The following is a 20,387-nucleotide window of genomic DNA, read 5'->3' as shown; positions in this document are numbered from 1 at the left end:
CTTGGAACTGCAAACTCTATCATAGTTCGTAAAGCTACGTCATCACATGCAGGACTACACAATGGAACCGATTTTCCTCCAGGTTGAGCAGAGTCTTTCTTCGTCGATCGTCGATATTAGCCAGGCCTTCGGTGGATCTGTTTCTGATAGCCGCCTCATCACCCTAGACAATGGCCAACGCTTCTTCTTAAAAATTGACCAATCGACAGAGCCTAGCATAGGGGCTGAAGCGGATGGCTTACGTCGCTTAAGAGAATCTGGAAGTATTCGCACACCTAAAATCATTTCTGAAGATAAACACTACTTGGTCCTTGAATACATTAGCCCCGGTAGTTTGGATCGGGCTGACTTCAAAGCTTTGGGAACTCAACTCGCACGCCTTCATAAAAACTCCCATCAATATTGGGGCCTCGATCGCAATAACTTTATCGGCTCTACGCTCCAGATCAACGACCAGTGTCGGGATCGCACCTGGGCACAGTTCTTCTTAAAAGCCCGCTTGGGTCCTCAAATTTACTGGTTGCGAAAACGAGGGCTTTGGCCAGCTGATTTGCAGAGCTTAGAAGACCAGCTAGTATCCGTTGTGGAGTCCTTACTCAGTGAACAAAGCGATCTTAGGCCCAGCCTCCTTCATGGGGATCTCTGGTCAGGAAACGTTCTTTGGGATAAGCAAGGTTCTCCAATTCTTATTGATCCTGCCATTTACTGGGGACATCGGGAAGCAGACTTGTCGCTAGCGATTTTGTTTGGTGGTTTTTCAGACGACTTTTTTAGGGCTTACGATGAGGAATGGCCTCGTGAGCCAGGTTTCGAAGCTAGGGTTCAAATATACATCTTGTACCACCTGCTCAACCACGTAAATATTTTCGGATCAGCTTACCTTACTCAGACAAGGAAGCTAATCAAGAGTCTCATATCAGAACAAGGTGGCCACTAAAGGCCACCCTTGTTGAATGGAGGCTTCGTTTAAAATGCGTATGCTGTTCCCACAGACACATAAAATTCTTCAGCGTCTTCAAAGCTTTGCACTTCGTCATCCATCTCTAAGAAGTAGTTCAGCGAAGCAGAGATCATTGAAAACGACGCTGATGCAATAAGCTGAGTGTGTGAAAAGCCAGCAGTTCCCCCTTCAGGATCGAGATAGCCTACAGCGGCGCCTAAGCTAGCAGAGAAGTCTCCCTCTTCAAATACACCTTCCTCAATTCCAAATTCGGTGTAGCTTGTTTCCTCAACAGCACCTCCAATTCCATAGTTTACCGCGATGGACGGCGACAGAAAGGTATCGAAACCGATTCCTATGGATACTTCGCGATCATTATCGATATCCTCGCCCGGGTAAATATATTCCACCGCTCCAAAAGTAAGGGTCGCTCCAGATAGATCAATGTCATAGCTGGCGTAAACATCAACTTCTTGCTCGGTTTCCGTTTCCTCTGCGTCCATTGCCTGGCTTCCCCAAACTCCGATAGTCGCGCCACCTATGGCCATTTCAACCCCTGGCTGGACAGCAGCCCCTTTATTCAGAGTGGCCCCCCGAAAGATATAGGCTGATACCACATCGACTGATGCCGAGGTTTCGATTTTAGTTGACTGAGACATACTCATTTCGGCAGCCCAAGATTTTCCTGCAAGAAGTACCAGAACTCCCGTTATCAGCTGTATAAATCGTGTATACATTGCGACAACTCCCTTTTTCAATTTTTTAAGATGGTCAGAGGGCAAGCTAGGCTTTGTTTCACTAGATCGTCAAGAGAGGAGCAAGGAGAATTGGAAGCGATTGACTACCAAAGGGTTGGATGAAAACACAGATTGGAGGGCTTAGTAGAGGAAATCAAAAAAGGCTGCAATAAATGCAGCCTTTCTGGTTTATTGTGAGAATTGAACCCTACGATTCTGTGCATGATCAGCTTCGGTGTTTCCTGGGCTCAATGGCTTTTCTTCACCATAGCTGATGGTTGAAAGCTGGGATGCAGCAACACCCAGTGTTAGAAGGTAGTCCTTCACAGATTCAGCCCGACGATCACCTAATGCCAAGTTATATTCAGTAGATCCTCGAACATCACAATGACCTTCAATTGTGATTGTTACAGTTGAGTCTGCCTTCAGATAACTGGCAAGAGAATCTAGAGCACCATAGCTATCAGGATTCACGGTGTACTCATCATATCCAAAGGAAACCGTTGTCGAATTGAGATCGAACGCAGGCACTTCATCTTGAATGGCCATGTCGTCCATAGGTGGCTCAGCTGGAGTGTCCAGGTTCGTATCTACTTCTTCTTCTACATTGACGACTTCTTCAGTGGGAACTTCATCAGAAGCACAGGCATTCAGTCCGAGGCTTAAAACGAGGGCAAGAGCAAGGGGGCTTGATACGCGAAACAACATAGAAAACTCCTAGTCAGCAAAATACAGGATCAATGGGAAACCCACTGGTGTGGGTCGATCCGCATAATACGCTTTTATGACATATCTTCAAGAGCTTTCTGAATTGGTCCGGAATAACATGTTCTTAACTGTAAGAACGCTTCAAGGCCTGCTGCCTGCTCCATCGATCCAATGCTAATTGAATCAATTCATCTAGTAACTTAGAGCCATCAATGCCAGCCTCCTTCCAAAGCAAAGGATACTGAGAGATGCTAGTAAACCCAGGTAAGGTATTAGCCTCATTGAAGTAAAGCTCGTTAGATGCCTTATCAAGGAATAAGTCTATCCGCGCCAGTCCGTACAGGTTCAATGCTTTAAACACCTTCACCACGATCTCCTGACCTTGTTTGACCAGCTCGGACGCTAGAGGAGCAGGAATCAGAATGTCAGAACTATCCTTGTCCTCATACTTTGAAGCGTAGGTATAGAAGTCTTTCTTGGCCACTACTTCCCCCGCTCCACTGACCTTTGGCTCCTGTCCGCCAAGTACCGCGAACTCGATTTCCCGTGCGTCAATGCCAGTTTCAACTAGAACCTTATCATCAAAGGTCAAGGCTTCTTCGATAGCAGCTTTCAACTGGTCTGGGGCCTTAACCTTCGTGATACCAACTGAGCTACCCAAATTACAAGGCTTTACGTACAGCGGATATCGCAAGGTTTTTTCGATGGTAGCCAGGAGTTCGGCGGATGAAACCTTCCAGTCTGAAAGGTGAAAATCTACGTACGGAACTACCGTCACCCCGGCTAGCTCCACGAGCTTTTTGGCAATAATCTTATCCATGGCTAAGGCTGAGCCTAGTACCCCCGGACCAACATAGGCAAAGGATTTTAGTTCCAGAAACCCTTGGGTGCAGCCATCTTCGCCGAAGGTCCCATGAAGTATAGGGAACACAACCACGGGTTTATCTACATTAGCTCCATGATGGAGACTAAGCTGTTCAAAATCTGGCCCTGCCTCATCGATCGGCAAGACTGCTTCGGTACAGCTACGTAAGGTCTCAATATCCTGCAAGCACCACCGCCCATCTTTTGTGATCGCGATCGGTGTTAATTCATATTTTGACGTATCTAAATGGTCCAAAACAAACTTAGCACTCCGACAAGAAACTTCGTGCTCGGTGGATCTGCCACCGTAAAGAACAATGAGATTCTGCTTTTCCATGAGTCACCAACACCAGATTAATCGATACACGGCTCATAGTAGCAGAATCTAACAATCCCTCCATCCAAAAAGCCTATTCGAGAACCAATTCAAAGGTAGGGTCCGTCACCACTTCTGTTCCGAGCACCGTATTCTGCCAAGAAACCTTGAGCGAGAAGGTGACACTCTTACCCGTTTCAACCACAAACGAATCTTCTGACACGACTGTCCCGGTACTAAGCTCGTCCGTGACAGGGTCTAAATCTTTGACGTTAGCGATGTAACTTGTATTAAAGGTGACAATAGTCTGGATAAACGTAGAATCCTGATAGTCAGCTAGGTCTTTCTGGTAAATCAACTGGGATCGATCGACGACTGTAAGCTCGACCGGGTCGCCACTGTAGAGAACTGTTTGCTCGTTGCCCGAAGCATTTAAAAGAGCCACGCTAGTCAGTTCAACTTCCAAACTCTGTGGAGTTGTATCTCCGGCAGCATCGGTCGGGGATGTATAGACTCCATACATCTCGATATTAATGAACTGATCAGTATCAAATCCACAACCCGCTAAAGTCAACGACATTAAGTAAAGTCCCGATTGTTTCATCGTCGTATCCTTTCATGAAGCTTGACGCTTCAGTTTCTTCAGTTCGATTTGATTTATATTTTGGAAGATCAAAACATAAGCAAAAGTCCGACTGCCGTCTTGGGGAGAGATGACAAAGAAGTGCCCTCCCACCTGCCTCGCAAAAATATCTACGATCGATAGATAAAGAATTCCTCCGGTGTTTTCGAGACCAGGGCGCTCTACGTCCTCTTGTAAGAAGGCCTTGATTCCTGAATCATCGGGAGCACACTCTTCAGTGGTCAAGCACAGGGCAGACTCACTTTCACTATTGTAAGCATTTATAATAAGGTTATCCCATTCCCGCGATCTCTCGATCAACTTCGCAATCAATGCAGAACAGATGTTTTCCACTAAGACCTGCTTATTGGCCCAAACCCAGGAGTTACTTGCAGACGATATATTCGAGTGAATACTCAGATTTTTACGCAAGGCTCTGGGGCTGAATAATTCATAAAGATCTTCGAAAACCTCGTGAAGCGAAACATGCTCCTTCTGAACCTCACTTTCGCCGGCACTTATTTTTTGGATGGTTCTGATATCACGAACAACAGCGTTCAGCTCCTGTATGCTCCGCTGGATATCCTGCCATTCCTCTTTAAGTTCCTGAGGTAGATCGGGAGAATTCAAGTTGCGAAATGCTATCAGATCTATAGTCATCGTGAAACCACCGAGACTATGGGCTAGGCTACGGATCAGAGCCTCTAGGCTTTTTACCCGATTCGGATCTCTAGACGCTTGCGAGTCCTGGTGATGCATCACATAGAAGCCAAGCTTAAACCCAAATTGCAGGAGAAAGCTCAATCCTAGGCCAAAAAATAAGGTTAGTGCTAAAACTCCAAAATCCATTGCTATGAATTGATAGGTGTAGCCATAAACCGTAGCAAAGAACGCGGTTTCTAAACTATTTCGCTCGATGGCCCGTGCCCAGCTATGAGAAAGCCCCGTAGACCAGATGAGTGAAATACATAAAGGTGGCGTGATCGTATGCGAGAGGGCGTTAGGTGTGTAATAGATCAAATCGAAGGCAAAACCAGCCATGAGGATAAAGCGCTGCACGGAGAAATATGAGAAGGGCAGCACTCCGATAAAGCCTCGCCCCAGCTTCGTATAGGGCGGTATCAAACTTAGAAATACTAATCCCATGGGTATCAGAGACGGCAGTCCATTGGGCGCAGAGAGTCTCAGGGCACCATAAACTAAGGCAAAAATTCCAATAACCCCAGCCGCAAGTGGGTTCACGAAAACATGGTTGACTGTCTTGCAAAACCAGGATTTATAGCGTTGATCTTGCGCAAAGAGATCAACTTGTCGATGCAGTTCCTTGAGAGACTGGCTATGCAACATGTGTCGCCTCCTGGGCAGGGGCTTCCACAAATGACACGACAAACCGAGTTCCATGATTTTCAGGGTCATCACCTTTGAGCCGAGACGATATCGCTAATGTTCCGCCTAGGACTTCCACAAAGTTTTTGACAATCTTGATCCCAAGGCCGGTCCCTTTTTCATTTTCTGTTCCTCGTTGGGTACTTCGCAGGATGTTACCTTCAAGCAGATTGGCTACATGTTCCTGACTCATGCCAACGCCTTGATCCTCTACATAGACAGATACGGAATTCCCTTGCCGGTAGGCACCTAAAGTGATTGTACCTCCACGGTCGGAAAACTTGATGGCATTAGTCATGAGATTGGTGATGATGTTGTAGATCAGGATATTTTCATCGGCAAGAAAACCCAATGGGTCGCTATCCTCAGACTCCTTCAAGAACTTGAAAGAGATGTCCTTGCCTTGCAATCGCTCGCCAAAAATATCCTCGATTTTCTCAAAAAGGTCTTCGGGGAAAACGCAGTTGAGATCCATCGTTTCCGAAACTCCAGACGCGATCTTTTCTACCTTCCTGATATTCTCTATGAGATAGCGTTCTCGTTCGATCAAGTGATGAACTTCATTCCACGCACCTTTTTCCTCCTCGGAAAGAATCGGGCTATGCCGCTTTTGAAAACAGATAAGACTGATAGCCATCATAGGTGTGGAAAGGTCGTGACAGAAAACTCCAAGCAAGACCTGTAGTGACTTTGACCTTTGATCTTTGGCAGTAAGCCGCTGAATTTCGGCACTCTTTTGCTTGGCCCAAACCCAAATCAATCCGAATATCTCTCCCAAAAAAAGAATAAAATGTAGGATGATGTCATAGATGTGAAAGGTAGCCCCTTGCCCCATTAAGAAGGTAAAATGGGATACGAGAGCGATACTGCCGAAAATTGCTAGTTTGTTCCTTTGTCGACGACGGGCAACGGGAAAAAGTTTAAGAGCTATCAAGGGCATTAGATGGAAAAAGATAGCACCCGACCAAGCCCCAGAAAAAAAACCTGTCGATAGATAGACCACATGAGTCCAAGTATAGTAGGCTCGAAACTCTAACAAGGGCCCCTTCAAAAAACTTATACCAATACAAGCCAAGCAAAAAAGGATAAGAATCCCACAAAAAACCAGGTCGCCATAGAAATACTGAAGGCTAGCATTAAGACAAAGGTTTAAGGCTAAAAACGAGAGCCAGGCTCTGGCCATTTGATGCTCGTGGTCAAGGTCAATGGCTTTCATACCTCAGCTACGAAACCTGTTTCATGGAATCTGCGATCGCGATCGAGTAGGTGTCAGTAGAACGGTTATAGGTGACATTCACTCCGATTTCTTTGATCTTTTTACGAAGGGATGTGAGGTGAACCGATAGGGCACTGGGATCGATGGCCTTGCCCGACCAAACCTCTTTGATCAAATCTTTCTTGCCGAGACCGTCTTCTCCTGCTCTTAAGATTGCAGTGAGCACTTGAAACTCTCGACCCGTTAGCTCCTCGGCTGACCGCCCCTCACAATGAACAATGCGGTTGGTAGGGTCAGTGGATATCTCACTGTGATAGGAGACCAACCCATTATCTTGCTTAGGCTTGGCAATCGCTCGATTAATCTTCACGATCAGTTCATCGATATTTGCTGGTTTACTAATGAAGTCGATCACTCCAAGCTCCAGTAAGCGTGTAATCACCTCCTGACTGGGATTCCCAGATAGAACCAGTATCTGGCTTCTTTTAAGAAAATTCTGCATATCCTCCCGTTCGAGGAGGTGAATGAGAAGCGTATCATTCTCTAAGACCAGATCACTTACGAGAAGCTGTGGATACTGGACATCAGGCTTACTGATCTCTGCTAGGAGAGCTTCGCTGGTTACAAACGACTTGACCTCATAAAAAATCTTAAAGGCAAGCTCTAGATTGTTAAGGAACTCTGGCTGGTCGTCGATGATCCAGATAAGTGGCTTGGCAGACATTGTATCGCTCTCCTCAAAGTCATGAATCCTCATTCGGAGAGATCCCTTCAAAATTTACCTAAAATCTAGAATTTTAATGAGGCTGGGCAGCAAGAGCCGAGAATCAAGGTTAAGATACTGTTATTATTTAACTTAACTGAGCACCATAAGGCCGTTGTGAAAATCCAAAGCGCTATGATTCCCACTTATTGGCAAAGCCTCAAGCCATTGATTGTCATGGAAAATCTATTTTAAAACGCCCGTGGGGCACCTAGACCTTTTCCCCTGGAAAGGTTATTCTTTTGAAAATACCAAGAGGCTACTCATGACCCAAAGAAAGATTCCGTTCAGCGGCTTAGTTGTGATCAGCACTTGCATATTGCTTGCTCAATGGCAGTGCGGACAAAAATCAGACTCAACAGATCCTATAGGTGATAGTACTTACATCCCTGATGACTGGAATGGCCAAGACGATTGGCCAGATTCTAGTTTTACTATTTCGGACCTGCCCTGATGAGATGCCCAAGTTATCTATTGATAATCTTCATAGTCGCGCTACCAGCTATGGGAATGGATCCATCCTTTAGTTTCGAGACACAAGCCAATGGCCGCCTGATATGGAAGGACGCACAGACTCAGCTCTTTGTCAGCCAACAAACTCTAAGACAGCAGGATCAATTGATCTCTGTTATCAAGTTCCCGAGTCATAGCAATCTTCTCGACTTGGTACCTTCGGAACGTATTCTCGCTCGCAGGACTTATGACTTCTATTTCGATATCGCTGCCATTAGCTCTTCCGACCTTAGATTGATTTCGAGCTTAGCGCCCGCCATCCATCAATTAGGGGGACAGTGTGGGCTTATCGAAACATTTCCCCTGAACCGCCAACTAACTCAGGCTGACAACGAGATCGCACCGGTTTACAGTTCCCTAGCTACTTTAGACGCACCTCTAAGCAGCCTTGAAAGTATCGATCAAGATCGGATTTTAAGTCATATCGAAACCCTAGTGAACCTAGGCACACGGTTTCATACTACTGGCACTGTGGCCAGTGAAACAGTATCGTCCCTGATGACCGCCGCCAATACCAACAGCCTATTTACCATCGAAGCATACGAACATGACATCACGAGCCAAAACAGTGTTATCGCCAGGCTCACAGGAACCAGTCTCCCTGAGGAAACTATAGTGATCGGTGCTCACCTGGATAGCATCAACAATTTAAATAATAGCGACGCTCCTGGGGCTGACGACGACGCTAGCGGAGTAGCAATACTGGTAGAGATGATTCAGGTTATCAATAGCCTTAACCTTAGCTTTGCAAGGACAATCGAGCTACAAGCCTATGCTGCGGAAGAAGTAGGCCTATGGGGGAGTGGCGATATCGCTGATGACTACGTAAGTTCTGGAAAAGCTGTCGTCGGGGCCATGCAAATCGATATGACTATGTATGGCCCCAATGGTGAAGATCCAACCATCTTTCTTGTTGAAACCGACACCTCCCGAGACCTGCGTCGCAGTGCAGTTAATCTCATCAAAAACTATCTCGATGGAGCATACTCCTTTGCCGTGCTCAGCCGAGGAACCTCAGACCATAAATCGTGGTCTGATCGTGGTGTTCCAGCTCTTTTTGGCTTTGAGTCAATCCCAGGATACAACCCATACATCCATTCGAGTCTAGACACATCATCTCAGTTCAACAACTACGCCCTTAACCTTCAAATTTCAAAGCTTGCCCTCCTTTTCTTACACCACTACGCCGGGGTGAATGCAGCATCAAGCGAGTATGCCAGCGAAAAAGAAAGTCTCTTTTCAAGTGCAGGGAGCGATATCGCATTAGCGATCAGCAGCGGCATCTACCTTGCAGCTGGCACCTCGACGGACGTAGCAACCGTTGAACTTTGCCAAATTGATGAAGCGACTCAATCAGATTGCAGCCAAGAACGACTCCTGCTAGAGCAATTCCTTGATCGTGGCACGCGAAGAATCTTCTATGGTGAGCAGGCACTCGATCTCGCTGCGGGCCAGAAATGGCGAGTATGGGCATACGATCAGGGTGATGATTTACTGCAAAAGCGTGATATTGTTCTTAGCGATCCATAACCATGAAGCCGACTAAATAGTTAGGCATTAGAAAAAGGTCCAAATGGAGAACATCGGCAAGAGGTACTCATCTTTTTCTGTCCTTGCTAAGCTCTCCGACTGTCCGTTGACGGTCCGCTTATCATACTTAAATTGGAACCATTTGAGATTTGGCCCAAAAAATGTGCTACCAATATTAAAGCCATAGCCCAAATCGACCATAAGAGCTTCTTTTGCAGGATACTCCGTATTGGTGTTACCACCAATGCCGCTGTCTCCAAAGCGTTTTTCGGCCTCAAACAAATATGTGGCCTGACCAACAAAGCCATCCGCAACATAGCCAAGGCTTGCACCAAAACCCTCTAGCTCGATATTCCCATCTAGTATCCCATTATTGTTGATATTGCCTATTTCTCCCCGCAGATACTTCCCCCCAAAACACCAAGGCCCAGTGCGATAACAGATACCTAGCCCTAAGAACAAGTACTCTGTTTCGTAGTCGATAGTTTCGGTACCGGCTGTATTGCTTCGTTCCTCTTTTTTCTGGAAGTAGAAGGCATTGAAATCAAGCATGAATCCTTCTTGAGCAAAGCTTGAGGACGACCAAGCGAATGCTATTACCAGAAGTAAGCGAGAGATCATGATAGACTCCTTTAACTTGTCTCAGGCTGTTTCTAGGTCCTCTGTCGGACAATCAGAGATTTTTTTTAGTCTAATTCTACAGTGCATAGAATCTTAATGAGGTTAGGAGGCCGAGTCTTGATCTCGGCTAGAGGCAACCGGGTTGGGTTTATTCGCAATGACCACACAATTTCGACCCTGTTCTTTGGCTTTATAGAGTGCTTGATCCGCAAGCTTAATCACTTCAAATGGATTGGAATAATCTGGAGTAGGGCTAGCTAAACCGATAGATACCGAGATTCTTAGAAACTGCTCCACTCCGCCATCATCGGTGGTTTCTTCATAAACTTTGAGGCCATTGCTCTTACTAGCTTTCTTCTTCGCAGCTTTTTTGGCAGCAGCTTTCTTGGCCTCTTCCTTTTCTTCAGGATTATCATCTGCCTTCATAGCACTGTAGCGAGGCTTTTTTTGGCTCAGATGAAGACTCAAAAGATTGCGCTTCACTGGTTCATCTTCTTCAGAGCGAATATAGAACTTCTTGTTATGTACCAGCCGTCTCATCTTATTGGCAAACATGTAGCTGTCTTCGCTATCAACTCCTTCGAACACGGCACAAAATTCTTCGCCACCATAGCGATAGATTCTCATCTTGGCTTCGTGGTAAAGAGTTTTAGCAACCAAGCGAAGGACATTGTCACCTTCATCGTGACCATAGGCATCGTTGAACTTCTTAAAATAGTCGATATCGACCATCGCTATGGAGTATTCACCATCGAGCGTATAAAGATATTCGTCGAGTGCGCGCCGATTTGGAATCCCGGTAAGCTCATCGAGATAGACACGCTGCCAGTACATGCGAAACATCGCATCGACCAAGATGCCACAAACGACACTGAAGGCAAAAATTGTGTTAGCAATCATATTACGCTGCTCTACACCCTCCATCAGACTAATCTGATAGGCTGTTAAACAAGGAAACATCGCAATCATCATGGCAATCACATAGAGACCGATCTTTTGATCAGAGATCCAATACAAGCCTGATAGAAGGGCCAAATAAGATAGCAAGGCAAACTGAGGAATGCTTAACCAAGGAACTTGGATGATACTAAAGTTTACCGTGCTTTCAAAAGTTTCTGGAAGCCAACGATATAGTATGGCAAATAGAAAAAAAGGTCCCATGGCCAAAGCAAAGCGCCCTAGGCTTCGCCAGTCCTTGAGTCTAGTTTCTTTCTGGAGAAACATAACCAAGATAGCAACCGGCGTTCCGATGGCAAGCATCTTAATCAAACTATGATTGTTCAAACCGTCAAGTTCGAGTTCTCCGGTATGGATATGCTGCAAAATTAGATAGCTTATAAAAAGAAAACCAGAGCTAAACAGGATGCGCGTCTGATTCAAACGATAGCCAAGAAAGCCCACTGCTAGAAAGCCAATGTAGGGAATATCGGAAAGAAAGCTCATGATCCCTTTACTGACAAAGAGCTTGCTCGCTAGCGTTGGAATCAGATAGACGATCAACGGCAACAATGCTGCAAACACATAGATCTGAACAATCTTGTTGCCTAAGGCCTTCATGAGTTCCCCGTTGAAATGCTATTCGCCGTATCATCGGTTTACTCAAGCCCTAACTTGACCGCACGCAAAACTAGCCACCTAGAACATGCGACAAAAAGACGATCATTCATCAGTCTTTTTGAAGGGGAGGCCCTCCCCGCATAACGGGGAGGCCTGTCTTTTTGCCCTCTGCTCGCCTAGTCCCTCAACAGTAAACTTTTGTTTACCGCTCCGCCTGTGCCCCACGCTAAGAGTCGTATTTAATTTTAATATTTGCTCTTATGTATAAAGCATATCACTGCCGGAGCCAAGGAATTTTTTATTGAGAATAGCGCGTTAGGGTTCTATATTTGGCATAACTAGCCCCTAGAATGCCTAGCCAGCAACTGTTCCAGAACCCCCTGTGGTTAAGAAAATTTTTCTACAGTTAAACTCAGCGAAGGTGACAAACATCTTTTTTTGTGTCCCTACCACCCTCTCTAAAAATTTTTGTCTCTCTCGCTGCAAGAAATATCGTGATAGCTTGGGTGTGACTGCGAAATCGCGTATACTGAGCGGCCTGGTTATTTCAGACACGCCTCATCAAGCCTAAGGATAGATTCATGCCATCCCAAGCCAAATTGGTCTTGCATAAGCCAGAAGTCTGTCTGGTATCAAGCCTTGCAGACGTACTGAGCAAAAGTTCAAGCAAGGATCTGAGCCGTACCCTGATCCTTTTGCCGACGCAACGATTGGGAACGCACTTGATTGCCAGACTCGCTCGTCACTGGGCCGCCTTTATTCCCCCAAAGATAAGTAGCCTGGAGGCTATCATTCAGCAGGCCCGTCCGACAACCCACGGATCTGTAGTCTCTGAGACGAGTTTGGAATTTATCATTCAGCGGACCTTACACCGAGAGACTTATAAGTACCTGCAACCTGGCCATGAAAGAGAGCTTCGTCTCATTCTGGGAGAGCTTTACGATAACGATTGCCGAGACGATGGCTTTGAAAAAGGCCGAAACTTCATTCGTCAGGATATCTACCGGGACCCAAACTATATCGACAGTTTAATCTATCGTCTGGATGAAATCGAAGATGTCCTATTAAAAGTCGAGTCCTACCTTGAAGCTCAAGGCCGGCTTTGCCAAGGAAAACGAGTGGCCATGGCTAGCTGCTGTCAAGGGGCCATTCATCAGCAGTTGAGCCAATACGAAAAAATTTATCTGGTTGCCTATACAAGCGTCGCTCCCTCATGGTTACCTGCTCTAAAGGTAGTCTGCCAGCAAGCAAACACCGAGATTTGGCTGAGCAAGAAACCAGATATTTATCATCGCAGCTCGCCACTTGACTTGCTTTGCCAGCATGTTGAAAACTTCCTTGATGATCACAAGACCTGCCAAGCAGATGGTATAAGCTACCCGCAAGAACAGGCTGAACTTCTTGAAGTGGACACTCCTTTTGCAGAACTCGCCACCGTCGTTCAGCTGATTAGCGATCTCGTGGCTCAAGGCCACGAATCGTCTCAAATTGGAGTTTTATTAACCAACGAGGGAATCTACGGGCCGTTATTTTCTAGGTTGCAGGAAGCTAGCTTCGCTGGTGCAAACCTTGCTATGACAAGTCGCTTGAGCAACACAGAGTTGGGCCGGTGGCTACAGCGGATGATGCACTGTGTCGAGGACCCTAGCCTAGAAAATTGGCTCGACTGGATGCGCGACCCGTATACCACCTCGTGGTTGCTGGAACAGCACGAAATCAGTATGGAAGCCCTGACTTGGAACCTAGCCCGATCCAATGCCCCCACCCTTGAGCATTTTTTACGGGGTGACGGAGAATCAGAAGAGCTGCTTGTAAGCCTCCAAGAGCTTAGCCGTGATTTTGCCAGCGGTGATCATCCACTTGATCACTGGGTGACAACCCTATTTAGGTGGTTTAATCGTTGTTTTGGGGAGAAGCTGACAAAGCTTGACAAGCCGTCTCTACTAGATGCTGTTTCAAGTTTTGAAAGGGCTTTGGAAGACATTGGGAGCCTGCGTAGCGAGCTTCTCAACCGCCGGGATTTTTTTGATTTCATCGACCGCTTTTTGCTTGCTGCTGAAGTCCGAGTCACTGGAGAACCCCTTCAAGGAGTTCAGGTCATCAATCTTGCCGAATCACGCTACTACCCATTCTCAGCGGTGATCATATTAGGCTGTAATGAAGGTACTTTCCCCAAGGGCTTGCCCAAAGATGAGCTACTTGATAATACCCTTAAAAAAGAGATGGGGCTTCCCGGCTGGGATAGTCTCGAAGCGATGGAAGATCAAACTTTTCATCTGCTCAAGGCGAGAATACCGAAGCTATATCTTCTCAGAAGCAAGTATGTCGCAGGGCAGCCTACGGTTCGATCTCGATTTATCGAACGTCTCCAAGCAGAGAATCGCCTTGCGCTTCACAAACTACCGTTTCAACCGGAAGACTTTTGGCAAACCATCGGCAAACCAACACCAGAGTCAGTACTAACCCCTTATCACGAGGGCCTAGTTGCTGTGGAGCCGGATTCGTTATGGACTAAAATGTCTGCCAGCTCTTTGGAAAAACTGATTCGATGCCCTTATCGCTTTTTGCTTAGTAAGGCGCAGATCCAACCCCTAGACTTTTTCCGTCGGGACGATCCTAGAGCGGAAGGAGAATGGCTCCATAAGGTTTTAGAGGTCTTTTTTAGGGGTACCTATGATGAAGCTGAACTATTTTCCTGGCATGGTGTGGCTCGTGACGATTTCCGGTCCATCGCACTTTCACGGCTGGAACGCCTGACCATCATGATCGGCCCTGCTGGCATCCAATCCAAGCCGGTCTACTTTCACTTGATTCAACATTCCTGGCCAGCGTTCGTAGACCATATCGATCGTTTTTTTGGTGAAACGCTGGTGACACTTTCTCGTGGTATGAAAGAGGCTTCTCTGGGTACCATGAGCCGCCGTAGACAAACTCTCAAGATTCGAAACCTTGTCCGTGACTGCCAGGGTAGTATCGACAGTATCGACTTCTCCTATGGCCTCACAATGCTCACAGACTATAAACGCAAAGGGAATCCAACCCGACGTGAAACCCAGCTAGGGATTTCCCCACAGTTAGCCTTCTACGCACTTGTCGTCCAAGGCTACCATAGGGACTTAGATATCAAGCAGATGATTGTCGGCTATTGGAATATTATCAAGGGCGAGTGGAGCACCCATGGAGTTGGTGACGAGTGCCGCGACAAGGCCCAAGAACGGGGCCTCGCGAACCAGCGCAGCCCGTCGTTGCCCCAAATTCTTGATGCAACGGTTCGGACTTGGACCTGGCGAGAGAAGCAAGTCCTAGACCAGGAGAGGTTCTATGCAGACCCTAGCTGTTGTGGAATGTGCGAATACCAAGATATCTGCCGAAAGGATGATCCCCGCTATCGGGTTCAACTTGAAGACCAAGCCGACTTGAATGAGTTTGTAAGCGGAGAGCAGCAATGACCGAAGAAACACGACCCAACCCGCAGAATCCTTATATTAGCTGTGTTGTAAAAGCCTCAGCGGGCTGCGGCAAGACTTATCAGCTCAGCCGACGCTTTCTTTTTCTTGTCGCCTCAGGGGCCCATCCGCTATCTATTTTAACGATCACCTTCACCAAGAAGGCTGCCGCAGAGATGCGTGAGCGGATTCTTCAAATCTGCGCTCAGCTCTTGCAAGATCAGGCCCTGGCGGAATCATTTGATCAGTCAATGGCTGAGTTTTACAGGCAGGAGCAGATCAACACAAAGCGCTCAATGAGTCAGCCGTTATCGGCGTCACAGACTGCCCGAACAATATTGAGCTGCACCCAGGGCCTTCGCGTCAACACCATAGACTCTACGTTCTTGGAGTGGGTCCGTAAATTTCCTGTAGAAAGCCGTGGCGATCGCAAGCAGGCTCTACCTCCAAATCTAGATATGGCCACAGAGACTCAGAGCCAAAGAATCGATCGCTTGGCGTGGGAGAAGATCTGCTTTGACCTATTTGACTCTCAACCACAAAAAAAGATGGCATTAACACCCCTTGAATTGGAGGCGAGAGTTCAGGGAATCCAGAGGCACCAAACGTACTTCTGGCTATCTGAAGTCGCCCATGGCCAAGCATTCAAGCCGATCCCTAGCCCCAAAGGCTACGAGACCTTGCCACAGACATGGCCAGAGCTGATCGCTGCCATGGTGATCCCGCTTAAAAACATCATTGAGCAAACATCAGCTGCCAAGCGGGATCTTTTTCTAACAGCCTTGACTGAGCGGAGCGTCGAGAGCTTGCAAAGTTTGCGGCTTCTAACCAAAGACTTTAAGGTATCTGGAGCCACCATTCGCGGCAAGAAGCGCGAGGCCTTAGCCCATGAAATTTCTGAGGTGGAAGAAGCTTTCGCAGCCTTTCGCGATGGTCAACGAATTGCATCATTAAATGATATTGGCTCGATTTTGTGTCGTCTCTTCAAGGGCTATAGTATCTATCGCGATCAGGTGAAGCATCAGCAAGGGCTCATGGAGTTCGAGGATACCGCCAAAGGCTGCTATAACCTTTTCGCCAATCCGGATGCTCAAGGGGCTAGATTTCTGATCCATCAGCAGATCAAACATATGATGCTCGATGAGTTTCAAGATACCAGCCGATTGCAATGGTCGATCTTTCGCAACTTAGCCAACGAAATGCTATCCGGAGAAGGATTGGAACAGAAGAGCGGCACGCCTTCAACGGTATTTATTGTGGGCGATGAGAAGCAGTCTATCTATGGCTTTCGGGAAGCTGACGCTAGTATCCTTCTAACTGCCGCTGAGGAACTAGGTGAGCGAGGGGTCAAAGAGATTCCTTTGAATCACTCTTATCGAACCAGTCAGCTGGTTCTTGATCTCGTTAATCAGGTATTCCCTCCATTTTGGAACGATTTTCCAGTTCATCAAACAGCAGCTTTCAGCCCGAATCAAATAGCTATACCCAACTACGGGACAATCGCTGTTAGCCCACTTTTTGAAGATGTAAATGCTATCGAACAAGAAGTCTCTTTTGTGGCTCAATACCTCAAAGACCAGCTAAGCAATCAAGAAACCTTAGTTTTCGACAAGGCCACTGGTGGCATGCGACCTTTAGAACCCCAGGACTGTGCCATTCTCTACCGGGCAAGCACTCATGTGCCCCATTTAGAGAAAGCTCTTCGCGACCAAGGCTTAGAGTCACGGCGGGAAGAAAGTCGGGGATTTTTTGATCGCCAAGAGGTTCGAGACTTGATCCATTTAGTTAAATTTCTTTGCTTCCAGAGTGACCTTCTTTCATTTATGGCTGTGATCAAATCTCCACTTTGTGATCAAGCGGAGAAGCCCATACTCGAAGCTATCGTTGCCCAGAAAGGCGCCCAGACCCCCCAGGAGACCGTTTGCTCAATACTATTCGACCTAGAGCAGCGTGGCTCACAGTTTGCCAAAACTCTTCTAGAATTGATGAATCGAGCCACTCACGTCAGCCCAAGCGAACTCTTCATTCAGATCTATCATGACCTGAATCCTGTGAGTCTCTACAAGACAAGCTTTGGCGGCACCGAGGGGCTTTACGGTGAGGCCAACTTACAAAAGCTTCTCGACATGGTCATCGAGCAAGAAAACCAAAACTGCACATCACTCCAACAGTTGCTGCAATTCCTGGAAGAAAAAGCCAAAGAGGATAGCATCGGCGCGTCTTCACCCTCAGACCGGGCCATCAATCTGATGACCATTCACAAGAGCAAAGGCTTAGAGTTTCCCTTGGTTGTCGTCATTGGTCTGGGCGAGGCCTGGGAAAAACGAGATCCCTATTGGGTAAAGAATAGCAGTGGAGCGCAAACTGGCCTAAGCTATGTTGGAACGCAGAACGATCGGCCCGTAGACTTCGCTCCCTTCAAACAGATTTACGATCGCGTCCTGAACGATGATCGCGACGAAAACCTGCGCTTGCTCTACGTTGCCCTCACTAGAGCAAAGCACCACCTTCTTCTTACCGGAAGCCGGCGAGCAGACTCTAGGAAGGAGCATGGCTTCTTGCAGCACTTAGAAAAAAGCCTTGAGACGCTTGACGCTGAGCAACAAGCCCTTGGTGACGTCAGTTTTTTTTATAAAGAGATTTCTTGGTCAGGAAAGAAAACTATGATCGAAACAAGCCAGGCAGAAAGAGACATAGATAGCCATCGACCCTGGCACATTCCACAGCAAAAACCAGCTGTACAGTTAGAAATCAAAACCCTAGCTCCCAACAGACTTTTAACCAAACCAGATGACGCTAGCTCGGAAACCAATCATCGATTTAGCCCCTTTGCGACCGAGGCTGGAACGTTTATTCACGAAGCCCTTGAAAACGTAGTCCGCAAGCAAGCTATCCCCGATGAAGAGCAATGGTCTGACCTCTATAGCCATGGCCCTAAAGAACGCTTCCAGCAGGTCGGACAAATGGTTTTTGAGGAGATCCATCAGTTTCTTAAATCACCACTCTGGCAATCGTTGACTCAAATTGAGGAGGTGTGGCCAGAAAGAGATATTGTTTACCTAGATGGTGATAAGCTGATCCGTGGGACCATCGACTTGCTTGTTCGTGAAGGCAACAAAGAATTTAGCGTGATCGACTATAAGACATCCGAACCCCAAAAAGGCGATGATCTTTTTGAATATTCCCTGAGAAAAGCCTACGACCAGCAAATCCTAGCCTATGTAAAAGCTATAAAGGCACTATACCCGGGAGCCAAGGTCAATGGGGCCGTTTGCTATATAAGTTCCAATCAATTGGTCTATACCCATCAGGAATATCAGAGCCAGCGCTTGCAGACGAAGGAGACTTTGGGATTTTCTCTTACACCTAAGGATAAATCCGAGTCTTAGGGGTCATAGTCATCCAACTCGATCTGGATAGGACCAAAGACACGACACTGGCATGCGAGGCGCTCCGACGCTTCAGCATGCATCGCCTTCAGAAAATCTGCTTCAACGTCAGTTGGCCGACTCAAGTTCTCTGCACCTTGTCGAATATGAAAGATACAAATCCCACAATCACCTTTTTGACAATCAAACTCCAGCCAATCGCTGTGTTTTTTAAGCGCTATCATCCCGAGACCACGCCGGATTTGAAAGCCACGAGTCTCGCCTTTTTTCTTGATATCAATAGTTACTTGTTCGGCCATAAATGCCCTTCAACCTTAGACGCTTCAGACTTGCTTGAAGCTGAACACAAAGCCTGATTCTTCTAGACGATTCATCAGGTGCTTGCCAAGAGCAAAAGCTGGAGTCAGAAATCCAGCTGCCTTTTTTTGTTCCAACTTAGCTTCTTGGGTAGCTAAAGTTATCGCAGACTCGCAAAGGATAGTTATCGTAACCCGATTTCCAGGGTCTCCCTGAGCGCTTAGCATTGCCTTGTACTGCTTACCGTTGTCGCCAGTGCAGATCATTGTGTTTGAGAAAAAGCCCGATTCTATGGCATTTTGCGATGGCCCCTCACCTGGATCAGGGGCGACTTTCTCAACTAGTTTGCGGCCCAGTCCAGAACTAATAGTCACCGCAAACGCCACTGAGCCCCCGGTCACCAGTTGGGCCTTCCACTTCGATCCCATGGGTGCAAGGCGCTCAGCATAACGGAACTGCTTGCCATAGACGAACCCAGCCTGGCGAAAGAGAGCGTAGCTGCGCCTTACGACTGCGGTATTGATTGGAGCCATAAAAAATGGAGGCGACCATCCCCCCAAAGCTTCAACATAAACTGGCTTAGTAGTTTGGTAGCTTTCTCGTTTCTCTTCATCGCTTTTTAGTTTCTGAGGGGTCAACAATAGAGGATCAAGGAGCTTTCGGTTTTGCCCTGTTTCAGCCATATGAAGCGCTGACGCGATCGTTCCCCCATTAAAGCCGCCCTTCATTTTATAGTAGGAATCGATTCTTTTTACACCAACCCCTAGCGCTTTCATCTCTAAAACAGCGTAGTAGACACCGATATCAGAAGGAACCGAGTCAAAGCCACTAAAAGGAATGAGCTTGGCACCAGTACGCTGCGCCTCGGGCTCCCACTGCTTGATCATATCTTTAATGAAGGGGGTCTCACCTGTGATATCAAGGTAGTGCGTTCCGCTGCGACAGCATGCTTCAATTAGAATGGCTCCATATTTTGCGAATGGTCCCACCGTGCTGGCAATCACACGCCCCTGCCCTACCATAGCTTCGATGGCAGTCCGATCTTGACTATCAGCAACAATAATCGAAGACTCCGGCAGACCAAGCTCCTTCGCCAATGCCTTGAGCTTGTCTTGATTACGTCCCGCGATGGCCCACTTTAGGTCCCGAGGAGCCCTATTTCTAAGGTATTGAGCCGCCTGCTTCCCCGTAAAGCCCGTCGCACCGTACAAAACAAGATCAAAAGTCTTCATTTTAGAAACACCTTTCCAATTCGTTTACCGTCTAGGAAATGAAGGCTATCATTGCTAGAAACAGTTAGGAAGGTGTTTTCAGATCCGGGGCTAGAAGCAGCTAGAAATATTCTAGATTATTCTTGACATGACTATGCTAATTGCATATATTTTCGGATATGAAAGTACGACTGACACAAGCAGCAAAACAACTCGGAGTTCATCCTGATACTCTTAGAAGATGGGCAAACGCTGATAAGATTAAGGTTGC

16 protein-coding genes are annotated in these 20,387 nt (G+C 47.0%); 5 read left to right on the top strand and 11 right to left on the bottom strand.

The features are described from left to right. Positions 1-61 precede the first annotated feature (61 nt). Complete coding sequence (locus tag B9N89_RS27455; protein ID WP_159455680.1) at positions 62-937, top strand: fructosamine kinase family protein; 876 nt, start codon at positions 62-64, stop codon at positions 935-937. Between the two features lie 29 nt (positions 938-966). On the opposite strand, the gene B9N89_RS27450 is transcribed toward B9N89_RS27455, so the two are convergent. The 7 genes from B9N89_RS27450 to B9N89_RS27420 form a co-directional block, all read right to left on the bottom strand. Beyond that, a complete protein-coding gene (locus tag B9N89_RS27450) occupies positions 967-1,677 on the bottom strand; it encodes a TorF family putative porin (RefSeq protein WP_132325021.1) in 711 nt (236 codons plus the stop codon). A gap of 189 nt (positions 1,678-1,866) precedes the next feature. Further along, complete coding sequence (locus tag B9N89_RS27445; protein ID WP_132325024.1) at positions 1,867-2,385, bottom strand: OmpA family protein; 519 nt, start codon at positions 2,383-2,385, stop codon at positions 1,867-1,869. 124 nt (positions 2,386-2,509) lie between these two features. Beyond that, positions 2,510-3,586, bottom strand: a complete 1,077-nt coding sequence (locus tag B9N89_RS27440; protein WP_132325026.1) for a D-alanine--D-alanine ligase family protein — start codon at positions 3,584-3,586, stop codon at positions 2,510-2,512. Positions 3,587-3,659: 73 nt separating this feature from the next. Then, a complete protein-coding gene (locus B9N89_RS27435) occupies positions 3,660-4,169 on the bottom strand; it encodes a hypothetical protein (RefSeq protein ID WP_132325029.1) in 510 nt (169 codons plus the stop codon). A 12-nt stretch (positions 4,170-4,181) separates the two neighbouring features. Continuing rightward, positions 4,182-5,534: a sensor histidine kinase gene (locus B9N89_RS27430; RefSeq protein WP_132325032.1), complete on the bottom strand. Its 1,353-nt coding sequence runs from the start codon at positions 5,532-5,534 to the stop codon at positions 4,182-4,184. Next, positions 5,524-6,789, bottom strand: a complete 1,266-nt coding sequence (locus B9N89_RS27425; protein ID WP_132325035.1) for a sensor histidine kinase — start codon at positions 6,787-6,789, stop codon at positions 5,524-5,526. The genes B9N89_RS27430 and B9N89_RS27425 overlap by 11 nt, the downstream gene beginning before the upstream one ends. A 7-nt stretch (positions 6,790-6,796) precedes the next feature. Next, the gene (locus tag B9N89_RS27420) at positions 6,797-7,513 is read right to left on the bottom strand and encodes a response regulator transcription factor (protein WP_159455679.1); all 717 of its coding nucleotides are present in this window, start codon (positions 7,511-7,513) and stop codon (positions 6,797-6,799) included. 304 nt (positions 7,514-7,817) lie between these two features. Here B9N89_RS27420 and B9N89_RS27415 point away from each other — a divergent pair, with 304 nt between their 5' ends. Beyond that, a complete protein-coding gene (locus tag B9N89_RS27415) occupies positions 7,818-8,006 on the top strand; it encodes a hypothetical protein (protein WP_132325041.1) in 189 nt (62 codons plus the stop codon). Between the two features lie 50 nt (positions 8,007-8,056). Continuing rightward, a complete protein-coding gene (locus tag B9N89_RS27410) occupies positions 8,057-9,595 on the top strand; it encodes a M20/M25/M40 family metallo-hydrolase (protein WP_234996184.1) in 1,539 nt (512 codons plus the stop codon). Positions 9,596-9,622: 27 nt separating this feature from the next. On the opposite strand, the gene B9N89_RS27405 is transcribed toward B9N89_RS27410, so the two are convergent. Then, entirely contained in the window at positions 9,623-10,216 is a 594-nt protein-coding gene (locus tag B9N89_RS27405; RefSeq protein ID WP_132325047.1) for a hypothetical protein, read from the bottom strand. A 102-nt stretch (positions 10,217-10,318) separates the two neighbouring features. Then, entirely contained in the window at positions 10,319-11,773 is a 1,455-nt protein-coding gene (locus B9N89_RS27400) for a GGDEF domain-containing protein (RefSeq protein ID WP_132325050.1), read from the bottom strand. 581 nt (positions 11,774-12,354) lie between these two features. Between B9N89_RS27400 and B9N89_RS27395 the strand changes: the two genes are divergently transcribed. Next, complete coding sequence (locus B9N89_RS27395) at positions 12,355-15,222, top strand: PD-(D/E)XK nuclease family protein (protein WP_132325053.1); 2,868 nt, start codon at positions 12,355-12,357, stop codon at positions 15,220-15,222. Next, positions 15,219-18,608: a UvrD-helicase domain-containing protein gene (locus tag B9N89_RS27390; protein WP_132325056.1), complete on the top strand. Its 3,390-nt coding sequence runs from the start codon at positions 15,219-15,221 to the stop codon at positions 18,606-18,608. The genes B9N89_RS27395 and B9N89_RS27390 overlap by 4 nt, the downstream gene beginning before the upstream one ends. On the opposite strand, the gene B9N89_RS27385 is transcribed toward B9N89_RS27390, so the two are convergent. Both B9N89_RS27385 and B9N89_RS27380 read right to left on the bottom strand, forming a co-directional pair. Then, a complete protein-coding gene (locus B9N89_RS27385; protein WP_132325059.1) occupies positions 18,605-18,907 on the bottom strand; it encodes a 2Fe-2S iron-sulfur cluster-binding protein in 303 nt (100 codons plus the stop codon). The two genes, B9N89_RS27390 and B9N89_RS27385, sit on opposite strands and share 4 nt — an antisense overlap. Positions 18,908-18,931: 24 nt before the next feature. Continuing rightward, positions 18,932-20,137, bottom strand: a complete 1,206-nt coding sequence (locus tag B9N89_RS27380) for a saccharopine dehydrogenase family protein (RefSeq protein WP_132325061.1) — start codon at positions 20,135-20,137, stop codon at positions 18,932-18,934. Positions 20,138-20,387: the final 250 nt, after the last annotated feature.

The organism is Pseudobacteriovorax antillogorgiicola (assembly GCF_900177345.1).
In the GTDB taxonomy this organism is placed as follows: Bacteria; Bdellovibrionota_B; Oligoflexia; order Oligoflexales; family Oligoflexaceae; genus Pseudobacteriovorax; species Pseudobacteriovorax antillogorgiicola.
This window is presented reverse-complemented; position numbering and strand designations above follow the sequence as displayed.